Genomic DNA, 21,323 nt, shown 5'->3' on the forward strand with positions numbered 1-21,323 from the left:
GAACCGCTGATCGAGAACTACTCAGGGGAGGTCAGTTCCTCAGCAGGGCGCAGACGAAGTCCTCCTGGACGGCGCGGACCTTGGCGAGCAGCTCCGGCTTGACGGTCTTGCTGGTCTGGGTGGTGATCGAGAAGGTGAGGGACCTCTTGCCGTCGGCCGTGCCGGCCGCGAACTGGGTGTAGCCCGGGAAGTTGCCGGTGTGGCCGTAGACCGTTCCGCACCGCGTCGTGTAGCGGAAGATCGCCAGCCCGCCGGCGTTGACGCCGGGACCGGCGGGCTCCGAGGCGGCGCCGGGGATGAAGGTCCGCTGCTGGTGGCGGGTCTTCTTCGACAGGAAGTCCCGGCCGCCGGCCCAGGCACGGATGAAGGTGTTGAGGTCCTTCGGCGTCGAGACGATGCCGCCCGAGGCCCAGACGCCCGACGCGCCGATTTGCTCGCTGATGTCCTCCGGCGGGGCGGGCGGGGTCACGTCGTAACCGTGCAGGTACGGCTCCGGCAGCCGGTAGCCCTGGGGCAGGCTGGTCTGCCGCAGATCGAGCGGCTGGTAGAGGAGCCGGTCGAGGAGCCTCTCGTACGGCCGTCCCGTGGCCGCCTCCGCCATCAGCGCGACGGCGATGTTGTCCGAGTTCGAGTACTCGTACCTCGATCCCGGCGGGAACAGCAGGTCCTTGTCGGCGACGAAATCGAGCAGCCGGCGGGAGTCGAAGTGGTGCCTGGGGTCCGCCTGCAGAATCGCGAGGAACGCCGGAGCCCTGGAGAAGTCGGGCAACCCACTCGTGTGGTTGAGCAGTTGACGAAGCGTCACCTGATGCCATGCGACCGGGAGCGACGGCAGGCGCTCGCCGATCGTGTCGTCGAGGTCCAGCTTGTGCCGGTCCACCAGGCGCAGGGCGACCGCTCCGCTGTAGGCCTTGGCGACGCTCGCGATCCGCATGTGGTCGGTCGCCCGGAGCGGGCGGCCGGTCCTCGTGTCGGCGACTCCGGCCCGGTAGACCTTCGTCCGGTCGCCCTGCCGCAGTGTCACGATCACGCCGGGCGGACCTCCGGCCGTACGGACGAGATCGTTCAGCTGCTGCCGCAGGTCCTTGTGCGGGGGTGTCGGCGTGCCCGTGGCCTGGACGGGCTGGACCAGGGCGGCGAGCGCGGCGGTCGCGGCCAGACCCGCCACGGACAGACGCAGACGTGCGCGCGAGCGGGACCGGACTTCAGGGCGTGCCGACACGGGTACTCCTTCACGGTGGCGCCGGGTGGACGGACACCCGGTTCAGAGGGTCCGCCTCAGCATCGGACGCGCCGTCGTGACCTGCCTGCCCGGTGCTCCATCCGGCCCAGACCCCGCGGGGGGACCGCCGTGGGTGCCGGAACGTGGAGAGTGGGCCATCCTGGGGGGTATGGGTGCCGAGCGTGGTGGATTCTTCCGGACGGGGCTGCTGCCCGGTGGAACGCACTCCCGCCGGGCTCCGGTCGCCGCCGTCGCCGCCGCGCTCCTCGCGGGCTTCGCCGCGTCGGCCGGCTGCGCGAGCGGTGCCGGTGACGCTGCCGGTGCCGGTACGCCCACGGGAGCGCACGGCCCGACATCGGTGATCCCCGCGGCCCCGGCCATAACCCCGGCGGCCCCGGCCTCCACCTCGGCGGCCCCGGCCATCACGTCGGTGGCCCCTTCACCCCCGCCCTCCGCTCCCCCGGCCACGTCGTCACCGGCCCCCTCGCCCCGCGGGCCCGTCCCCGCCGAGCTGTCCATACCGTCGATCGGCGTCGAGGACCTCGACGTCGTCCCGTACGAGGGCACCACCGACGACCGTGCGGGCACGCGCATCCAGGACCGCGGCGTGGCGGCGAGTCCCCACGGCGAGCGGGGCGGCGTGGGGCCCGGTGACATCGGCAACTACCTGGTGACCGCCCACCGGCTCTCGGCCGGCGGGCCCCTGCGTGAGCTGCCCTCGGTCGAGGTCGGCGACCTGGTGCACGTCACCGCTGAAGGCACCGTCTACACCTACGAGATCACCGAGACGCGGAGCACGTCCTTCCGATCGACCCGCTCCCTGGCCGAGCAGCGGGCCGCGGTGCCGGGCGAGCCGGGCGAGAAGCCCACGCGGGCCATGATCACGCTCTCCACGTGCGCGACGCCCGAGGACAACGCGGCGGGCAACTTCTGGCGGGACGCCCTGCACAACCCCGAGCACCGCATCGACAAGATCGGCGTCCTGACCTCGACGCGCGCGGCGTAGAAGCCGTGCCCACCGGCCGGCACACACCGCGCGCACCGCGTGGTGGCGATGATCCATGTCACTGTCGTGGGACCTTCAGAAGGCCACGGCGCAGCCCTTAGCGTTGCCGAAACGAGCCGGGCGCGACGCGGGCGACTGCCGCTCTCAGGGCTCATCACCGGCAGGGTGAAGGGATCAGGATGTTCCGCAAGGTGCTGGTAGCGAATCGCGGGGAGATCGCGATTCGCGCGTTCCGCGCTGGCTACGAACTGGGTGCGCGCACGGTTGCCGTCTTCCCTCACGAGGACCGCAACTCACTGCATCGCCTGAAGGCCGACGAGGCCTACGAGATCGGTGAACCCGGGCATCCGGTGCGGGCCTACCTCTCCGTGGAGGAGATCATCCGGGCGGCGCGCCTGGCCGGGGCCGACGCCGTCTACCCGGGTTACGGATTCCTCTCCGAGAACCCGGAGCTGGCGCGCGCCTGCGAGGAGGCGGGCATCACCTTCGTGGGCCCGTCCGCGCAGACCCTGGAGCTGACCGGGAACAAGGCGCGTGCCGTGGCCGCGGCCCGCGAGGCCGGCGTGCCGGTACTCGGTTCCTCGGCGCCCTCCACCGATGTCGACGAGCTGGTGGCGGCCGCCGAGGGCATCGGCTTCCCGGTGTTCGTCAAGGCCGTCGCCGGTGGCGGCGGCCGGGGCATGCGCCGGGTCGAGGACCCGGCGACCCTGCGGGAGTCCATCGAGGCGGCGGCCCGCGAGGCCGAGTCCGCCTTCGGTGACGCGACCGTCTTCCTGGAGAAGGCCGTTGTCGACCCGCGCCACATCGAGGTGCAGATCCTCGCGGACGGCGAGGGCGGTGTCATCCACCTGTACGAGCGCGACTGCTCGCTGCAGCGCCGCCACCAGAAGGTGATCGAACTCGCGCCCGCCCCGAACCTCGACCCGGTGGTACGTCAGCGCATCTGCGACGACGCCGTGAGGTTCGCCCGCCGGATCGGCTACCGCAACGCCGGCACCGTGGAGTTCCTCCTCGACCCCGAGGGCAATCACGTCTTCATCGAGATGAACCCGCGCATCCAGGTCGAGCACACGGTGACCGAGGAGGTCACCGACATCGACCTGGTGCAGTCGCAGCTGCGCATCGCCGCCGGGGAGACCCTCGCGGACCTCGGCCTGACGCAGGAGTCCGTCGTCCTGCACGGCGCCGCCCTGCAGTGCCGGATCACCACCGAGGACCCGGCCAACGGCTTCCGCCCGGACACCGGCATGATCAGCGCGTACCGCTCTCCGGGCGGCTCGGGCATCCGGCTCGACGGCGGAACCACCCACGCCGGTACGGAGGTCAGTGCCCACTTCGACTCGATGCTGGTCAAGCTGACCTGCCGCGGGCGGGACTTCGGGACCGCCGTCGACCGGGCGCGGCGCGCGGTGGCCGAGTTCCGCATCCGGGGCGTGTCCACGAACATCCCGTTCCTCCAGGCCGTGCTCGACGACCCGGACTTCCAGGCGGGCCGTGTCACGACGGCCTTCATCGAGCAGCGGCCGCACCTGCTCACCGCGCGCCACTCGGCCGACCGCGGCACGAAGCTGCTCACGTACCTCGCCGACGTCACCGTGAACAAGCCGCACGGCCCCCGGCCCGACCTGATCGCCCCGACCACGAAGCTGCCCCGGCTGTCCGCCGGTGAGCCGCCGGCCGGCTCCCGGCAGCGGCTGGCCGAGCTCGGTCCGGAGGGCTTCGCGCGGAGCCTGCGCGAGTCGCCGACCCTGGGGGTCACCGACACCACGTTCCGCGACGCCCACCAGTCGCTCCTGGCGACCCGGGTGCGGACGAAGGACCTGCTCGCCGTCGCCCCGACGGTGGCGCACTCGCTGCCGCAGCTGCTGTCCCTGGAGTGCTGGGGCGGTGCCACCTACGACGTCGCGCTGCGCTTCCTCGCCGAGGACCCCTGGGAGCGGCTGGCCGCGCTGCGCGAGGCCGTGCCGAACATCTGTCTGCAGATGCTGCTGCGGGGCCGTAACACCGTGGGGTACACGCCGTACCCGACCGAGGTGACCGACGCCTTCGTGCAGGAGGCCGCGGCGACCGGCATCGACATCTTCCGGATCTTCGACGCGCTCAACGACGTCGACCAGATGCGGCCCGCCATCGACGCCGTCCGGGCGACCGGGACGGCGGTGGCCGAGGTCGCGCTCTGCTACACCTCCGACCTCTCCGACCCGGCGGAGAAGCTGTACACCCTCGACTACTACCTGCGGCTCGCCGAGAAGATCGTGGCCGCCGGGGCGCACGTGCTGGCGGTCAAGGACATGGCCGGTCTGCTGCGCGCCCCCGCCGCGGCCAAGCTGGTCTCCGCGCTGCGCAGGGAGTTCGACCTGCCGGTGCACCTCCACACCCACGACACCGCGGGCGGCCAGCTCGCCACCTACCTCGCCGCGATCCAGGCCGGGGCGGACGCGGTGGACGGCGCGGTGGCCTCCATGGCGGGCACCACCTCGCAGCCGTCGCTGTCGGCGATCGTCGCCGCGACCGACCACTCCGAGCGGCCCACCGGCCTCGACCTCCAGGCGGTCGGTGACCTGGAGCCGTACTGGGAGAGCGTCCGCAAGATCTACGCCCCCTTCGAGGCGGGTCTGGACTCGCCGACCGGGCGCGTGTACCACCACGAGATCCCCGGCGGTCAGCTCTCCAACCTGCGTACGCAGGCCGTCGCGCTCGGACTCGGCGACCGTTTCGAGGACGTCGAGTCGACGTACGCCGCCGCGGACCGGATGCTGGGCCGGCTGGTGAAGGTCACGCCGTCGTCGAAGGTGGTGGGCGACCTCGCCCTGCACCTGGTGGGCGCCGGGGTGGCGCCCGAGGACTTCGAGGCCGCGCCGAACCGCTTCGACATCCCCGACTCGGTCATCGGCTTCCTGCACGGCGAGCTGGGCACACCGCCCGGCGGCTGGCCGGAGCCCTTCCGCACCAAGGCGCTTGAGGGCCGCCCCGCCCCCAAGCCGATGCGGGAACTGACCGCGGAGGACCGCACCGGGCTGGCCAAGGACCGCCGCGCGACGCTGAACCGCCTCCTCTTCCCCGGCCCGACGAAGGCGTACGAGACACACCGCCAGGCGTACGGCGACACCAGCGTGCTCGACAGCAAGGACTTCTTCTACGGGCTGCTGCCCGGGAAGGAGTACGCCGTCGACTTCGGTCCCGGCGTGCGGCTGCTCATCGAGCTGGAGGCCATCGGCGAGGCCGACGAGCGCGGCATGCGGACCGTCCTCTCCACCCTGAACGGCCAGCTGCGGCCGATCCAGGTGCGTGACAACGCGGCGGCGGCCGACCTCCCGGTGACGGAGAAGGCCGACAGGTCCGACCCCGGTCATGTCGCCGCGCCGTTCGCCGGCGTGGTCACGCTGGCCGTCGCCGAGGGCGACGAGGTCGAGGCCGGTGCGACGGTGGCGACGATCGAGGCCATGAAGATGGAGGCCTCGATCACCGCCACGCGCAGCGGTCGGGTCTCGCGCCTGGCCATCACCAGGATCCAGCAGGTGGAAGGCGGCGACCTCCTCGTCGAGATCGCGTGACGCGGTAGGGCACCCGCTGGGTTTCCGTACCTTCGCCCCGGCTCCGATTAAGCGGTGACGAAATCGTGGTCGGGGCCGGCGCGCAAGGCGGAAGGTTCATCTCGGCACCCGGCGACGGGTGCCGAGACCCACACCACCTTCCACCGTGAGGACGGCCATGACCAGCATGACCACCGCCGCCGCGACGCACTTGACGGCCGCCCGCCCCACCAGGGCGTTCCGGGGCCTGAAGGCGCTCGCCCTCGGCCTGACCGCGCTCGCGCTCGGGATCGCCGGGACCACGGCGCCGGCCACCGCCGCGCCGCTGATTCTCACCGGATCCTCCTTCACCGGCGACGAGCGCGCCGAGCTGGTGGCGAAGGAGGGCGACTCCTTCCGCATCTGGAAGAACACCAAGGGCCAGGACCGGAGTTGGCCTTGGGGAGAGAGCACGGTCCACGGCAGCGGCTGGGGCGGGGTCGACCCGCGCACCGTCTACTTCGCCGACCTCGACGGCGAAGGGCACAAGGACCTCGTCCAGCTGTCCGGTGACAGCTTCCGCGCCTGGTACCACAATGGGGCCTCATTCGGCTCCAACCCCTGGACCGGTGACTTCCGCACCGGCGGCGGCTGGTCCGGCCACGACCCGTCGGCGATCTGGTTCGCGGACATCGACGGCGACCGGAAGGCCGACCTCATCCAGCGGAGCGGTGACGTGCTCCGCTACTTCCGCAACCTCGGCGACGGCAAGAGCTGGGCCGCCCCGGTGACCGTCGGTTACGGCTACGGCGGCCACAACCCCCGGGCGATCTGGTTCGCCGACCTCAACGGCGACCAGCGCGCCGAGCGCATCGAGCGGTTCGGCGACCAGTTCATGGTCGCACCCAACACCACAGGCGGCGGGGGTGGTTGGCCGTACGGCACGGTGTACTTCACCGGTGCCGGCTGGTCCGGCCACGACCCGTCGGCGATCTGGTTCGCCGACATCACCGGCGACAACCGCGCCGACCTCGTCCACAAGTCCGGTGACGCCCTGAAGTACTTCCCGAACAACGGCTCCGGCAGCGGTCACACGAGCTGGGCCGCGGGCGTCGGTGCCGGATCCGGCTGGTCCGCCGTCGACCCCAAGGGCATCTACTTCGCCTGATCCCTGAGGGACGGGGGTCCACAGGGATATGGCGAAACCCGGGGGCGGCCCCGAGGCCTGGCTACGGCTACGGCTTCGGGGCCGCCGCGTGCCGTGCGGGAGCGCCCAGCAATTCGCCTGCCAGCGGGGTCCGTTGGTGCAGCATCCAGCGCCCCGAGCGGCGCGAGGTGACGAGGCTGCAGCGCCGCAGTACCGAAAGGTGCTGGGACACCGCGGCCGAGGTCAGGTCCAGATAGGCCGCGAGCTGGCTCGTGGACAACGGCAGATCGAGGTGGGCGAGGAGCGCGGCCCGGCTGCGTCCGATGAGCTCGGCGAGCGGCTGCTCCGTCTCCCCCGACGTCTCGTCCGTCCACAGCCGGCCGATCCCGCGCGGCGAGTACGTGAGCGTCGGCTGGTACGGCTCGTTGTGCAGGACCAGCAGCCGCGGCCAGGCGAAGACGCAGGGGACGAGCAGCAGACCCGTGCCGTCCGACGAACGGCGTGCCGAGTGGAGGGGTTTGTCGATGAGGAGCCGGTCGACCTCGTAGCGCGCCTCGGGGTGGAGGTCGTCGAAGACCTTGGCGAGGCCGCCCGTGGTGAGCTGTCCCGCCCGATGCGCGATGTCGGCGTCGTTCAGGGCTCGCAGCCGCGGCCAGACCGGCTCGACGGCGGCCCGCCAGTAGGCGGCCATCGTGTCCACGAGACCTGGCAGTTCCCGCTCCGGGTCCTCGTACAGCGGGCGCAGGACGGCGGGGAGGAGGTCCCCTGCGCCCAGTTCGTCGAGCGCGGTGCGCACCGTGGCGGCGGGTGTCGCGGCGATCGCGTCCAGCTCGTCGCGGAACTCGCCGGTCATCGCCGCCGGCGGCGGCGCGAGGAAGTCCGGGACGACACGCGGGCCTTGGGCGAGCGCCAGCAGGACCCGCAGGTCGAGGCCGCGTACCCGGCCGGTCGCGAACTCCAGCCAGGGCCGGTGCACCACGGGCCGGCGGGTGCCGGCGAGCACGGGCACGCTGTGCACGAGCTCCTCGAGCGGGGAGCGGGCGAAGCGTATGCGCGTCAGATCGTCGGGCCCGAAGATGATCTCGATCACGCCAGGGAGCGTACTCCTACGGGGTGGGCAGCGGAGGGAGCGAGCCCTCGTGGAGCCAGGACGCGAGCAGGCCGTCCACCGGCTCGGTGGCGTAGCGGGCCACATGGGCGGCGAAGCCCGCGGTGGTCACCACGCCGTGGCGGTGGGACGTGGCCCATTCGCGCAGCATCCGGAAGAACGGTCCGTCGCCCAGTGCGCAGCGGATCGCGTGCACCGTGAGGCCTCCGCGCTCGTAGAGGCGGTCGTCGAACATGAGCTTGCGGCCGGGGTCGGCGAGGACCAGGTCCTGCGGCTGTGTCGCCAGCAGCCGGTGTGCGGTGGTCGCCAGCTCCTGCGCGGGGCGGCCTCCGGAGTGCTCCGACCAGAGCCATTCGGCGTACTTCGCGAAGCCCTCGTTCAGCCAGATGTGCCGCCAGTCGCCGATGGTGACGCTGTTGCCGAACCACTGGTGCGCGAGCTCATGGGCGATGAGCCGTTCCGAACCCCGCACGCCGTCCACGTGGTTGGAGCCGAAGAGGGAGAGGCCCTGGGCCTCCACCGGCACGTCCAGCTCCTCGTCGGCGATGACGACCGCGTACTCGCCGAGGGGGTAGGGGCCGAAGAGCTCCTCGAAGGTGCGCATCATCGCCGGCTGACGGGCGAAGTCACGGGAGAACTTCGGCAGGAGGTGCGCCGGGACGTGGGCGGTCTGCGGGACACCGCCGAGCCCGGGCTCGGCGAGCAGCACCGTCTGGTACATGCCGATGGACAGGCCGACCAGATAGCTGGAGGTCGGCGCGGCCTGCTCGTACACCCAGGTGGTCGTGGAGGCCTTCGTCGTCCGGGTCAGCAGCCGGCCGCCGGCCACGACCGTGTACGCGGAGGGGGTGTTGACCGAGATCTGGTACGAGGCCTTGTCGGCGGGCCTGTCGTTGCACGGGTACCAGGAGGGCGCGCCGACCGGCTGGCTCGCGACGAGCGCTCCGTCGGTGAGCTCCTCCCAGCCGAGGCCGCCCCAGGGGCTGCGGACCGGCTTGGGGTTGCCCGACCAGTGCACCTCGACGGTGAAGGCGGCGCCGGCGGGGAGCGGCTTGGCCGGTCGGACGCGCAGCCTGCCGCCCCGGTGGGTGTAGTGGGGCGCGCGGCCGTTCACCTGGATCCGGCCGACCTTGAACTCGGCGAGGTTGAGGGCGAACTCGGTGAGCGGCGCCCGGCCGACGATCGCGCTGAGCCTGGCCGTGCCGGCGAGCCGGTTGGGGCCGGGGCGGTAGTCCAGGGCGATCTCGTACCGGTGGACGCGGTATCGGGGGTCGCCGTTGGCCGGAAAGTACGGGTCCGACTCCGTTGTCCTCTGGCCGCTCACTGCCGCTTCCGCTCCCTGCCCTGTTCTCGTACGCCGTGGCCCTTTCAGGACCGCCACGCCTCGATCGGATTGCCCAGCCAGCGGGTGTCGGCGGGGACGGTTTCCCCGGCCATCACGAGAGAGGCGGGCCCCAGCGTGCTGCGGGCCCCGACCGTGCTTCCGGGCAGAACGATTCCGCCCGGGCCCAGGGTGGCGCCCTCGCGGAGGACCACAGTATCCGTCCTCAAGATCCGGTCGTGGAAGAGGTGAGTCTGCAACACACAGCCGCGGTTCACGGTGACGGCGTCGCCCAGGGTGACCAGGTCCGTCTCGGGCAGCCAGTAGCTCTCGCACCACACGCCCCGGCCGATCCGGGCGCCGAGGCCGCGCAGCCAGAGGGCGAGGAGCGGGGTCCCGGGCACCGATCCGGCCAGCCAGGGCACGGCCAGGACCTCGACGAACGTGTCGGCCAGTTCGTTGCGCCACACGAAGCCGCTCCACAGCGGGTGCTCCCCCGTCCGGTGGCGGCCCACGAGGAGCCATTTCGCGGCCACGGAGACCACCGCTGCGGTCGCCCCGGCGGCGAGCAGGACCGCCCCGGACAGCAGCGCGGCCCCGACGGCCCCGATCCCGGTCGTCGCGGCCAGGGCGCACAGCGCGCCCACGGTCAGGACGGCGAGCGCGGCCGAGCAGAACACCGGGACGAGCCGGCACAGCTCCACCAGGCCCCGGGCCCACAGCAGGCGCGCGGGCGGGTCGTAGGTGCGGCTCCGGTCCGTGTCGGCGGTGGATCGCGGCAGTTTGACCGGCGGCAGGCCCAGATAGGAGCTGCCCTTCTTGGCCTTCTTCGGGGTGGCGGACAGGACGCCGACCAGCCCGTCGTCGGGCACGCTGCGGCCCGGTGCGGTCATTCCGGAGTTGCCGAGGAACGCCCGGCGGCCGATCTCGGAGTGTCCGATGCGGACCCAGCCGCCGCCCAGTTCGAAGGGGGCGGTCAGGGTGTCGTCGGCGAGGAACGCGCCGTCGCCGACGGTCGTCAGGCTCGGGAGCGCGAGCACCGTGGACACCTCGGCGCCCCGGCCGATGCGCATGCCGAGCAGCCGGAGCCAGACGGGAGTGATCAGCCCGGCGTACAGCGGGAACAGGGTCTCCCTGGAGCGGTCCATCAGCTGGGTGACGGTCCACGCCTGCCAGCCGACCCGGCTGTGCGTCGGGTGGGTCCCGGTCCGCAGCCCGAGACTGAGCAGACGGACGGAGACGAGCAGCAGCAGCGCGTAGGCGAGGCCGAAGGCGAGGGCTCCGGGCACGACGGCGACCAGCGCGCCGCGCAGGGCCTCGGCGAGACCGGCGTCGGCGGGCACGAACAGGCTGACGACCAGCAGCGCCGGCAGGGCGGAGAGTACGGGCAGGGCCGTGAGGCACAGGCCGGTCGCTCCGTACATGGCGCGCCAGCGGACGGCACGCGGCGGGCGCTCCTCGGGCCAGTTGCGCTTGGCCTTGCCGAGCTTGACGGCGGGTGCCCCGGCCCAGCGCTGGCCGGTCGGGATCTGTCCGGCCACGGCGGATCCGGGGGCCACCTGGGCCCGCTTGCCGACCCGTGCGCCGGGGAAGAGCATGCTGCGGGTGCCGACGACCGCGCCCGCGCCGACCTTGACCGGGCCGATCTCCAGCCGGTCCCCGTCCAGCCAGTGACCGGAGAGGTCCACCTCGGACTCGACGGCGCAGCCGCGGCCGAGTTTGAGCATGCCGGTCACGGGAGGCAGGGAGTGCAGGTCGACGTCGGGGCCGACCTTGGCGCCGAGGGCCCGGGCGTAGCGCTCCAGCCAGGAGCCGGTGAGGGAGGTCGCGCCGACGTGGTCGGCGAGTCGTTCGGCCGTCCACAGCCGGAGGTGGACGCTTCCGCCACGCGGGTGACGTCCCGGCCGGACCCCGCGCAGCAGGAGGCGGGCGCCGCCGGCCGCGAGGGCCAGCCGGCCCGGCGGGCTGTAGAAGAGGACCGCGCCGGCGGCGACGAGCCACCACGAGGCGGTGGGGGCCCACGGGTAGGGACCGAACCGGTGGAGGACATTGCCCAGGGCGAGGAGTGCCACCGACCACCGCAGGCCGACCAGGGTGAACAGCGGGAGCAGCAGGATCGACTGCATCACCTGGGTGCGGAGCGGGACGGGTGCGACGGTCCGGGTCGCGGTGTCGTCCTGGACGGACTTCTCCAGGCGCCGGGCGAGCTTGCGCAGGGTGGGCTGCTGGTAGATGTCGACCACGGCCGCGGCGGGGTAGCGGGTGCGCAGCCGGGTGGTGAGCTGGGCGGCGGCGAGGCTGTTGCCGCCGATGGCGAAGAAGTCGTCGGCGGCGCCGGTGACGGTCACGCCCAGGGTCTCGCTCCACTGCTCGGCGAGCCAGGCCTCGGTGCCGTAGAGCTGCTCGACGGTGCCGGTGGACTCCAGGTCGGGCAGTGGCCAGGGCAGCGCGTCCCGGTCCACCTTGCCGGAGGTGCGGGTCGGCAGCTCGTCGACCGGTGCGAGGAGCGGTACGAGGGCGGCGGGCAGTTCGGCGCGCAGCCGCTCGACGGCCGCGGTGTGGTCCCAGGCGTCCTGGGTGACGAGGTAGCCGACGAGGAGCTGGTTGCCGCCGCGCGCGGTGCGGACGGCGGCGGCCGCGCCGGCGACGCCGGGCAGGGCCTGGAGTGCGGCGTCCACCTCGCCCAGTTCGATGCGCCGGCCGCCGAGCTTGATCTGTTCGTCGGCGCGGCCGAGGAAGACGAGCCCTTCGGGTTCCGCGCGGACGAGGTCGCCGCTGCGGTAGGCGCGCTGCCAGCCGAGGGAGGCGAGCGGGGCGTACTTCTCGGCGTCCTTCCCGGGGTCGAGGTAGCGGGCGAGGCCGACGCCGCCGATGACGAGCTGGCCGCTGCCGCCCATGGGCACGGGCTCGCCGGACTCGTCGACCACGGCCAGTTCCCACCCGTCGAGCGGGAGGCCGATGCGGATCGGTTCCTCACCGGTCAGGAGCGAGGCGCAGGCGACGACGGTGGCCTCGGTGGGGCCGTACGTGTTCCAGACCTCGCGGCCCTCGGTGACGAGTCGCTGGGTCAGTTCGGGCGGGCAGGCCTCGCCGCCGAAGATCAGCAGCCGGACCTCGCCGAGGTCCTCGGGGTCCCAGAGCGCGGCCAGGGTCGGCACGGTGGAGACGACGGTGATCTCCTGCTCCACCAGCCAGGGGCCGAGGTCGGCGCCGCTGCGCACCTGGGAGCGCGGGACGGGCACGAGGCAGGCGCCGTGGCGCCAGGCCAGCCACATCTCCTCGCAGGAGGCGTCGAAGGCGACCGAGAGTCCGGCCATGACCCGGTCGCCGGGTCCGATCGGTTCCTCCGTGAGGAAGAGCGCGGCCTCGGCGTCGACGAAGGCGGCGGCACTGCGGTGGCCGACGGCGACGCCCTTGGGCAGGCCGGTGGAGCCGGAGGTGAAGATGATCCACGCGTCGTGCTCGGGTCCGGGGCGGGCGGCGGGGGCGTGGCCGGGCTCCGGTTGCCGGGTGATGTCGACGGACTGTCCGGCGCCGAGCACCGCGCGCACGCCCGCCTCGCCGAAGACGAGTTCGGCCCGCTCGTCCGGGTCCTCGGCGTCGACCGGCACGTAGGCGGCCCCGGCGGCGAGGACGGCGAGGACGGCGACGTACAGCTCGTTGGTCCCGGAGGGTACGCGGACGCCGACCCGGTCGCCGAGTCCGACCCCGGCCTCGGCGAGGGCGCGGCGCCGGCGCTCGACCTCGGCCGCGAGGGCGCGGTAGGTGAGCTGGGTGGTGCCGTCGTCGAGGGCGGGTTCGTCGGGGTACGCCCGGACGGTCGCGTCGAGGATGTCGACGAGCGTACGGGGCGGGGCGGCGGGTCCGGCGGAGAACCGGGCCGCTTTGCCGGAGTCCTCGTACGTCTCCGCGTCGTCGGGCTGAGTGAGTTCGCCGAGCTCGGGTGTGGCTGACATCGGCCCTCGCGTGTCGCTCCCGGAATGGTCCGGGTCGCCGGTGGAGCCCGGGTCTGCCCGGGTTGTTCCGATCCAGCGCCAAACAGCCCGTCAGTCTAGTGTGCCGAAACGGATTTTCTCGGTCGAACCGCTTGCGCGCTGCTGAGGTACAGCGGTATTGCGGCGTGAATTCCCGTCTCCGCATCCGGCGTCGGGCGACAGGCGAAAGGGCCCGTCGGGGGCGGTCCCTTGGGCCGGATGGAGGATCGTTCCGCCGGGGTGCGGAAACGGGCCATTCGGAGGAGCGCGGTCCGTCCGGCCTGGTGCCGGCCCCGGAAAGCATGCGGGGCCTGGCCCGGAGCGCGATCCTGCGGGCCGTCGTGCGGCGCTGTCGCGGAAGCATCGCGCGGGTGTCACACAGCCGTCACACGGTCATCGTCGCCCCATCGAACTGGGCGACCTCAGGATGGCCTGAACATGCGCGGATCAACCCCCGTCCCGTGGACTGCCGTTGATCACGTCCCGCTCGCTTCACATACTGCGCTGACCAGCGGCGGGCGGAGTACGCCCGGCTGGAGACGACCACTCCACTTCATCCCTATCTCCTGGGGGAGACTTGCGCGCACGAGTGCACAGAGCACGCGCCCTCACCGTCGCGGCGGCCACTTCGGTGGCCCTCGTGGCAGGCATGACCGGCCCGATGACGGCGATCGCCGCCCACACGACGGCCACACCGGACACCCCGCGCCTCGGCGGCGACCAGCGGATCCGGCTCATCACGGGCGACCGGCTGGTGGTCGACGCCAAGGGCCGGATGGTGGGCTTCGAGCCCGCCAAGGGCCGTGAACACATACCCGTACAGGTACAACGCACCGATGGCCACACGCTAGTGGTGCCCAGCGACGCGCAGCGCCTGATCTCCGCGGGCAAGCTGGACCAGCGGCTCTTCGACGTCGAGGAGCTCGCCGACCCGCTGCTGCGCAGGAGCCACCGCGACGGGCTCAAGCTGATCGTGCAGTACGACGGCGGTGCCGACTCCGCGCGGGCCGAGGTGCGTTCGGCCGGCGACACCCAGCTGCGGCGCACGTTCCCCACCCTCAACGCCGAAGCCCTCCGTACGCCGGAGGACGACGTGGCCAGGGTGTGGGAGGCGCTGACGAACCCGCGGCCGAGCGGCCTGCGCGCCACTGCCTCCGGCATCGGCAAGGTATGGCTGGACGGGGTCCGCAAGGCGAGCCTGGACCGCAGCGTCCGGCAGATAGGCGCCGACAAGGCGTGGGAGTCCGGGTACGACGGCAGCGGCGTCAAGATCGCCGTCCTCGACACCGGTGTCGACAAGACCCACGAGGACCTGAGTACCCAGGTCGTCGGCGAGAAGAACTTCTCCTCCTCTCCCGACGCCGTGGACCGTGTCGGGCACGGCACGCACGTCGCGTCGATCGCCGTGGGTACGGGTGCCAAGTCCGGCGGTGCGTACAAGGGCGTCGCCCCCGGCGCCAAGGTGATCAGCGGGAAGGTCCTCGACGACGAGGGCTACGGGGACGACTCCGCCGTCATCGCCGGCATGGAGTGGGCCGCCGCCGAAGGCGCGGACGTGGTGAACCTCAGCCTCGGCAGTGGTGACACCCCCGGCGTCGACCCGGTGGAGGCGACGGTGAACAGGCTGACCGCCGAGAAGGGGATCCTGTTCGCCGTCGCGGCGGGCAACGACGGCAAGTACGGCGCTGAGACCGTGGGTTCGCCGGGCAGTGCGGACGCCGCGCTGACCGTCGGTGCGGTCGACAAGGACGACAAGCTGGCGGCCTTCTCCAGCATCGGCCCGCGCGCCGGCGACGGTGCCATCAAGCCGGACGTGACCGCGCCCGGCGTGGCCATCACCGCGGCCGCCGCCCCCGGCAGCGCGATCGACAAGCGCCCCGGCACCCCGCACCCGGCCCCGGGCTACCTGCAGATCGACGGCACGTCGATGGCCACCCCGCACGTGGCCGGCGCGGCGGCGATCCTGAAGCAGCGGAATCCGGGCTGGAAGTCGACCGAGCTCAAGGGTGCGCTGATCGCGTCCACCAAGGGCGGCGACTACACCGCCTTCCAGCAGGGTTCGGGCCGCGTCCAGGTCGACAGGGCGCTGGCCCAGAGCGTGATCGCCGATCCGGTCTCGCTGACCTTCGGCGAGGCCCAGTGGCCCCACGCCGACGACCCGCTCGTCACCAAGAAGGTCGGCTACCGCAACCTCGGGACCAGCGACGTCACCCTCGACCTTTCGGTGGCCACGCTGGACCCGACGGGCAAGCCGGCCCCGGCCGGGTTCTTCTCGCTCGGCGCCACCAAGGTGACCGTGCCCGCCGGTGGCAGGGCCGAGGTCGACCTGATCGCCGACACCAGGATCGGCGACGCCGACGGCACCTACTCGGGCTATGTCACCGCCACCGGCGCGGGCCAGTCCGTCCGCACGGCTGCGGTCGCCGTCCGCGAGGCGGAGTCCTACGACATCACGGTCCGGACCATCGGCCGCGACGGCACGGACGCCGTGAACTTCTCCAACACCCTGACCGGCATCGGCGGCGGCGCCAAGGGGTTCAACGCCCGCGTCGACAACGAGCCGGGCGTCCGGACGATCCGTGTGCCCAAGGGTTCGTACACCTTCAGCACGGCCGTCTACCAGGACCCGTCGGACTACACCAAGGGCACCGACTGGATCGCCCAGCCGAAGCTGGAGATCTCCGGCCCCGTCGCGCTCACCGCCGACGCGCGCACCACCAAGCCGGTGGCCCTGACCGTGCCCGGCGACGACACGGCGGACTCCGCCGGAACGTACTACGAGGTCGCCAATGAGGGCGGTCGCTACGGCAACGGCTGGGTCCTCGACAGCTTCACCGGCTTCCGCACCGCCCACCTGGGCCCGGCCGTCACCGACGGCTCGCTCCTGCAGACCTGGGACGCGCACTTCGTCAAGGACGCCACCACCCAGTACGCGGTGGCCTTCGGCGGCAAGACGAGCAAGGTCGCGACCGGCTACACCAAGCACGTGAAGGCGAACGAGCTGGCCGCGGTCAAGGTCGGTCTCGGCGCCTCCGCACCCGGGAAGAGCACGCTCGTCTTCCCCCACCCCCGTCTGCCGGGTGCTCCGGAGGGCAACGCGTTCTCCCCGTACCAGGCGGCGCCCGGGATCCGCACCCTCCTCGTCTCCACCGCCGACGGTGTCTCCTGGCTGACCAGGTTCCACCAGTTCGGCGAGCCCGACGAGCAGGGCTACCGGGCCTACGAGGGCTCGTACGAGATGGTCCGGCCGAAGACCTATGTGGCCGGCAAGACGTACCGGGAGACGTTCAACACGGGCGTCTTCGGCCCGCTTCTGGGCGAGAAGTCGGGTGTCTTCCGCACCGCGCCCGACCCGGACACCGGTGAGCAGCAGATCGTCGGCGCCCTGTCGCTGTTCGCCGACGGCGGGGGCCACACGGGTCTCACGAGGCTCACCTCGGCCAAGACGTCGCTGTACCGCGACGGCGTCAAGGTCGCCGAGAACGACGACCCGCTGACCGGCGAGATGCCCTTCACGGTCGACGCCTCCGATGCCGAGTACCGGCTGACGACCTCCGTGGAGCGCTCGGCGACGGTCGCGGCGACCTCCACCCGTGTCGACGCCGGCTTCACGTTCCGCTCGAAGCAGGTCGCCGCCACCACCGCGCTTCCGGTGTCGACGGTCCGCTTCGCGGCCCCCGTCGACATCACCTCGCGCGCTCCGGCCGGCGCGACGGTCTCCGTCCCGGTGACCGTGCAGGGCGCTGCGGCCGGGAAGAACCTCGGGTCGCTCGCGGTGTCCGTGAGCTACGACGACGGGAAGACCTGGCAGCGGGTGACGGTGGGGAACGGCAGGATCTCCGTGAAGAACCCCGCGAAGGACAAGGGCGTCTCGCTCCTCGCCGAGGTCAAGGACAAGCAGGGCAACGCGTCCACGCTGACGATCCACAACGCGTGGCTCGGTAAGTAACGCGTGGTTCGGTGAACAACGGCCGGACCGGGCCTCGTCCGACGAGACCCGGTCCGGTTCTTTCCGTTGGCTCAGCGGTTGGGTTCCTGCATCGTGACGCAGTGCGCGCCACCGCCGCCGTTGCCGTAGAGGTTGTCCAGGTTGAGCTGGACGACGGGCCTGCCGTAGGCGGCGGAGATCGCCGCCTTGGCCGCCGCGTCCTTGGCGGTGTCGCCGAACTGGGTGGTGATGATGGCCGAGTTGGTCACCGTCCAGTTCATGTAGGAGCTGAGGAAGTCCGCGCGCTTGCCCGAGGGGATACGGGGCAGGGTGTCGGGACCCTCGATGGTGAGGACCTGGAGCCTGCGGCCCCTGGCGTCGGTCGCGTTGGACAGGACGTTGTACATGGCCTGGGCGTTGGCGGTCCAGACGTCCGGCCGTACGTCGCCGGCGAGCTGCACCATCACCACACCGGGCTTGATGTAGCGGGCGGTGCCGTCGATGTGCCCGTCGGTGACGTCATAGCCGGTGACGCCGGGCAGCCAGATCATCTTGGTGGCGCCGAAGCGGGCCAGCAGCTCCGCCTCGACCTGACTGCGCGACTTGCCGGGGTTGCGGTTGCTGTTGAGCCAGCAGCTCTCGGTCGCCATGAGCGTGCCGTCGCCGTCGTACTCGATGCCACCGCCCTCGCCGACCACGGACGACTTCGAGAAGCCGACGCCCGAGTAGGCGGCGACCCGGCCGGCGAGCACGCGGTCCTTGGAGTAGGCCGAGTAGGGCAGGCCGTAGAAGGTCGTGGCGTTCTCGCCCCAGGCGTTGAAGTTCAGGCCGAAGGAGTCGAGGCCGCCGGCTCCGTCGACACGGAACAGCGGGCCGGTGTCCCGCATCCAGCAGTCCGAGACCGGGATGGAGCTGATCACCGTGACGGTGGACCCGCAGGCCGCCCGGGCCTGCGAGGCGGCCGACGAGCCGTCCGCACACATGATCACCGGCTCGTACTTGGCGACCTCCTTGGCCAGCTTGGCGATGTCCGCCTGGATCTTGGACAGCAGGCTGCCCCAGATCGTGGAGCTGGACGGCCAGGCCATCCAGGTCCTCTTGTGCGGGGCGTCCTCGCCGGGGACCCGCCAGGATGCGGCCATGGCCGGCTGGATGCCGCCTATGACCGGTCCCACCGCCAGGGCGGCGGCGGCCGCTCCGGTCCGGGCCAGGAGGGTTCTGCGGCTGATGCCGGGGCGTACGCCGTCGTGCTCTGTGTTCACGTGGTGCTCCTTCTCGCAAAGAGTTCTGTACGTGCGGGCGCGGGGTCGCTCAGTGCAGGTCTTCCAGTAGTCCCTCCTCCCGGACCAGCCGGCGTTCGGTGGTCAGATCGAGGCTTCGGGCGAAGGCCCAGTAGAGGGCGCCCGCCACCGGCAGGCCGACGAAGACGGAGCAGTCGACGCCGCCGAGGAGCTTCGCGACGGGCCCGACGTAGAGGCCGGTGATGACCATGAAGGGGGCCATGCAGACCAGCCCGATCAGGTAGGCGAGGTTTCCTCGCCATCCCCAACGGCCGTATATGCCGCGCGGGTTGAAGATCTCCTTGACGACGTACTGGCCACGTCGGACGAAGAAGAAGTCGACCAGGTTGATGGCCGTCCACGGGATGAACAGGTACGTGAGGACCACGACCACGTTCGCGAAGAACCAGTTGAACTGGTCGATGCCGACCAGGGTGGAGACCGTGCCGACGGCCGCCAGCATGATGCCGATCGTCGCGACGCGGATCGTCCGCGTCGGCTTGACCGGCCGGAACGAGTCGACGATGGAGATCATCGTGAGGCTGCCGCCGTACTGGTTGATCGCCATGATGGAGAGCAGCCCCACCAGCAGGACGATCACGGCGATCGTTCCGAAGCCGTCGAACAGCCGGTCGGCGGACAGCTTCAGGGCGGTGACCGGGTCGGTGCCCTCGGGGGCGCCGGCCGAGACCACGGCGCCGAGGACGAAGACCCAGATGCCGGAGATCGCGCTCGGCAGGTAGGTCCACCAGAAGGTGCTGCGGACGGGGACGTCGGGTCTGAGGTAGCGCGAGTAGTCCGAGACGTACGGCGCCCAGCCCAGCTGGAATCCGGCGACGAAGACGAACACCAGCATGAAGGGGGCGAGTTCGAAGGGGCCGGGCGTCCAGACGCCGTCCGGCAGGCCGCCGCCGAAGAGGGCGGCCGCGGTGATCGCCGCGGTGACGACGACGAAGGGCCAGGTGAGCCACTTGTTGAGCTTGTGGATCCACTCGTACCCGAAGAGGGCGATCACCGTCGCCACCCCGGCGGCCAGCAGATAGCCGGCGGTGTTGGGGATCCCGGTGAGCAGGTTCATGGCCTGGCCGGAGAGCAGGGCGTCCGAGGTGTTGAAGGCCACGTAGTTGACCAGGGCGAAGACCCAGACGGTGAGCGCGGCGCCCAGGTAGCCGAACTGGGCCCGGGACTGGACCAGTTGGGGCAGGCCCAGCTGGGGACCCTGGGCCGAGTGGAACGCCATGAAGAACGTTCCGAAGAGCGAGCCGAGGACGGTGGCGATCACCGTCCAGACGAGCGAGGCCCCCATGGAGAGCGTCACGACGCCGGTGGCCAGACCCGTGAGGTTGAGGCTGCCGACGAACCAGATGGCCCCGACGTTCGAGGGTTTGCCGTGCCGTTCCGAGAGGGGCACCCAGTCGATCGAATGCTGTTCGATACCCGCGTGCTGCGCTGCGGAATCATGCGTCTGCGAGACAACTGGCCCCATGTGGGCTCCTGTTCAGGGATGCGTCCAGGAATCGGTACAGCGCCCGCGTGACCCGCCGACGCTGTACGGTGCGCTCACATTAAGGACTGACTTAAATTTCAGTCAATGGCCGAGACAGAACTCTCTGACGGAAATTTCAGTCGGTGGTGTGTCAGGCGACGGGCTGCTGCTGGGTGACGCAGTGGATGCCCCCGCCGCCCGTGCCGAGGCGGTCGATGTCGAGCTGCTCGATGTACCGGTCGGGGTAGAGGCGCGACAGGGTCGCCCGGGCGGCCTCGTCGGCCCTCTTGTCGCCGAACTGGGCGGAGATGACGGCGTCGTTGCAGAGGTAGAAGTTGGCGTAGGAGGCGAGGAAGCCCTGGTCGGTGGAGCGGATCCGGTTGTAGTCCGGGCCCTGGAGGCGTATCACGTCCATCGCGCGGCCCGCGGAGGTCGTCGAGACGGACAGGGTGCCGTACTGTCGGCGGGCGTCACGGGCGTAGGCGTCGTTGTCGCCGGCGACGGGCATCTGGACGAGGGCCTCGCCGGGGGCGAGGAAGCGAGAGGTCGCGTCGACGTGGTCGTCGGTGATGTCCTGGCCGTAGACGCCGTCGAACCAGATGACCTTGGACGAGCCGTACGCGTCGCACATCGCCCTCTCCAGCTCGCGCTCCGACATCCCGGGGTTGCGGTTGCGGTTGACGAGGCTGCTGCGGGTGGCCATCAGAGTGCCTGCGCCGTCCTGCTCGATGGCGCCGCCCTCGCCGACCAGGTCGGCGTAGGTGATCGGCACGCCCACATAGCCGGCGATCCGCTCGGCGACACGGGCGTCCTTGCGGTGGGCCTGCTTGTCGCCCCAGCCGTTGAAGTTGAGGCCGACGGCGTCGAGCCCGCCGCGGCCGTCGGTGCGGAAGACGGGGCCGGTGTCGCGCATCCAGCAGTCGTCGACCGGGATGGAGCTGATGACGGTGACCGTCGATCCGCACATCGAGCGGGCCTTGGCGGCGCTCCCGGGGTTGGCACACATGACGACCGGCTCGTACTTCGCGATCGTCCGGGCGATCCGCGCGATGTCGGCCTGTACGCCGCTCAGTTTGCCGGGCCAGATCGCGGTGCTGTCCGGCCACGCCATCCACGTACGGGTGTGGCGGACGTCCTCGACCGGTACGCGGAAGGTCCCCCCGGCCGCGTCGGCCTTCTCGGGGAGGGTCGTCGCGAGGGCGCCGCCCACGGCGACCGCTCCGGCGGCGACGAGGAACCCTCGCCTGTTCAGGCCCCGGCTCGCGTGTCGGCCTGCGGTGTGATTGCTCATGCCTGTCCTGCCTTTCCTCGCGCACACGCATACCGTGCGTGTGCGACG

At 71.7% G+C, this 21,323-nt stretch carries 11 protein-coding genes; 4 read left to right on the forward strand and 7 right to left on the reverse strand.

The genetic code is table 11. The features are described 5' to 3' along the window. Positions 1-31 precede the first annotated feature (31 nt). Positions 32-1,222, reverse strand: a complete 1,191-nt coding sequence (locus SGA01_RS08060; RefSeq protein WP_141294707.1) for a serine hydrolase domain-containing protein — start codon at positions 1,220-1,222, stop codon at positions 32-34. A 169-nt stretch (positions 1,223-1,391) separates the two neighbouring features. On the opposite strand from SGA01_RS08060, the gene SGA01_RS08065 reads away from it, so the two are divergent. The 3 genes from SGA01_RS08065 to SGA01_RS08075 all read left to right on the forward strand — a co-directional run bounded on the left by SGA01_RS08065 (position 1,392) and on the right by SGA01_RS08075 (position 6,908). Beyond that, positions 1,392-2,228, forward strand: coding sequence for a class E sortase (locus SGA01_RS08065; protein WP_174867228.1), 837 nt, complete (start codon positions 1,392-1,394; stop codon positions 2,226-2,228). 179 nt (positions 2,229-2,407) lie between these two features. Next, complete coding sequence (locus SGA01_RS08070) at positions 2,408-5,782, forward strand: pyruvate carboxylase (RefSeq protein ID WP_141294709.1); 3,375 nt, start codon at positions 2,408-2,410, stop codon at positions 5,780-5,782. 157 nt (positions 5,783-5,939) lie between these two features. Further along, a complete protein-coding gene (locus SGA01_RS08075; protein ID WP_141294711.1) occupies positions 5,940-6,908 on the forward strand; it encodes an FG-GAP repeat domain-containing protein in 969 nt (322 codons plus the stop codon). 67 nt (positions 6,909-6,975) lie between these two features. Here the strand turns inward: SGA01_RS08075 and SGA01_RS08080 are convergent, their stop codons facing one another. Genes SGA01_RS08080 through SGA01_RS08090 form a run of 3 tightly spaced genes read right to left on the reverse strand, consistent with a single transcriptional unit; the run spans position 6,976 to position 13,272 of the window. After that, positions 6,976-7,977 (reverse strand): ArsR/SmtB family transcription factor, encoded by a 1,002-nt coding sequence (locus SGA01_RS08080; RefSeq protein ID WP_141294713.1) that lies wholly within the window; start codon positions 7,975-7,977, stop codon positions 6,976-6,978. 16 nt (positions 7,978-7,993) lie between these two features. Further along, complete coding sequence (locus SGA01_RS08085) at positions 7,994-9,319, reverse strand: M1 family metallopeptidase (protein WP_141294715.1); 1,326 nt, start codon at positions 9,317-9,319, stop codon at positions 7,994-7,996. 44 nt (positions 9,320-9,363) lie between these two features. Next, on the reverse strand, positions 9,364-13,272 hold the full coding sequence (locus SGA01_RS08090; RefSeq protein WP_141294716.1) for a Pls/PosA family non-ribosomal peptide synthetase: 3,909 nt from the start codon (positions 13,270-13,272) through the stop codon (positions 9,364-9,366). A gap of 607 nt (positions 13,273-13,879) precedes the next feature. Here SGA01_RS08090 and SGA01_RS08095 point away from each other — a divergent pair. Continuing rightward, complete coding sequence (locus SGA01_RS08095; protein WP_371866010.1) at positions 13,880-17,239, forward strand: S8 family peptidase; 3,360 nt, start codon at positions 13,880-13,882, stop codon at positions 17,237-17,239. A gap of 71 nt (positions 17,240-17,310) precedes the next feature. On the opposite strand, the gene SGA01_RS08100 is transcribed toward SGA01_RS08095, so the two are convergent. The 3 genes from SGA01_RS08100 to SGA01_RS08110 all read right to left on the reverse strand — a co-directional run bounded on the left by SGA01_RS08100 (position 17,311) and on the right by SGA01_RS08110 (position 21,275). Beyond that, positions 17,311-18,480 (reverse strand): agmatine deiminase family protein, encoded by a 1,170-nt coding sequence (locus SGA01_RS08100; protein ID WP_141294718.1) that lies wholly within the window; start codon positions 18,478-18,480, stop codon positions 17,311-17,313. Between the two features lie 49 nt (positions 18,481-18,529). After that, complete coding sequence (locus SGA01_RS08105) at positions 18,530-19,909, reverse strand: purine-cytosine permease family protein (protein ID WP_229918289.1); 1,380 nt, start codon at positions 19,907-19,909, stop codon at positions 18,530-18,532. A gap of 226 nt (positions 19,910-20,135) precedes the next feature. Continuing rightward, positions 20,136-21,275, reverse strand: coding sequence for an agmatine deiminase family protein (locus tag SGA01_RS08110; protein WP_141294721.1), 1,140 nt, complete (start codon positions 21,273-21,275; stop codon positions 20,136-20,138). Between the last annotated feature and the right edge of the window lie 48 nt (positions 21,276-21,323).

The sequence above is a fragment of the Streptomyces gardneri genome (genome assembly GCF_006539185.1).
GTDB lineage: Bacteria > Actinomycetota > Actinomycetes > Streptomycetales > Streptomycetaceae > Streptomyces > Streptomyces gardneri.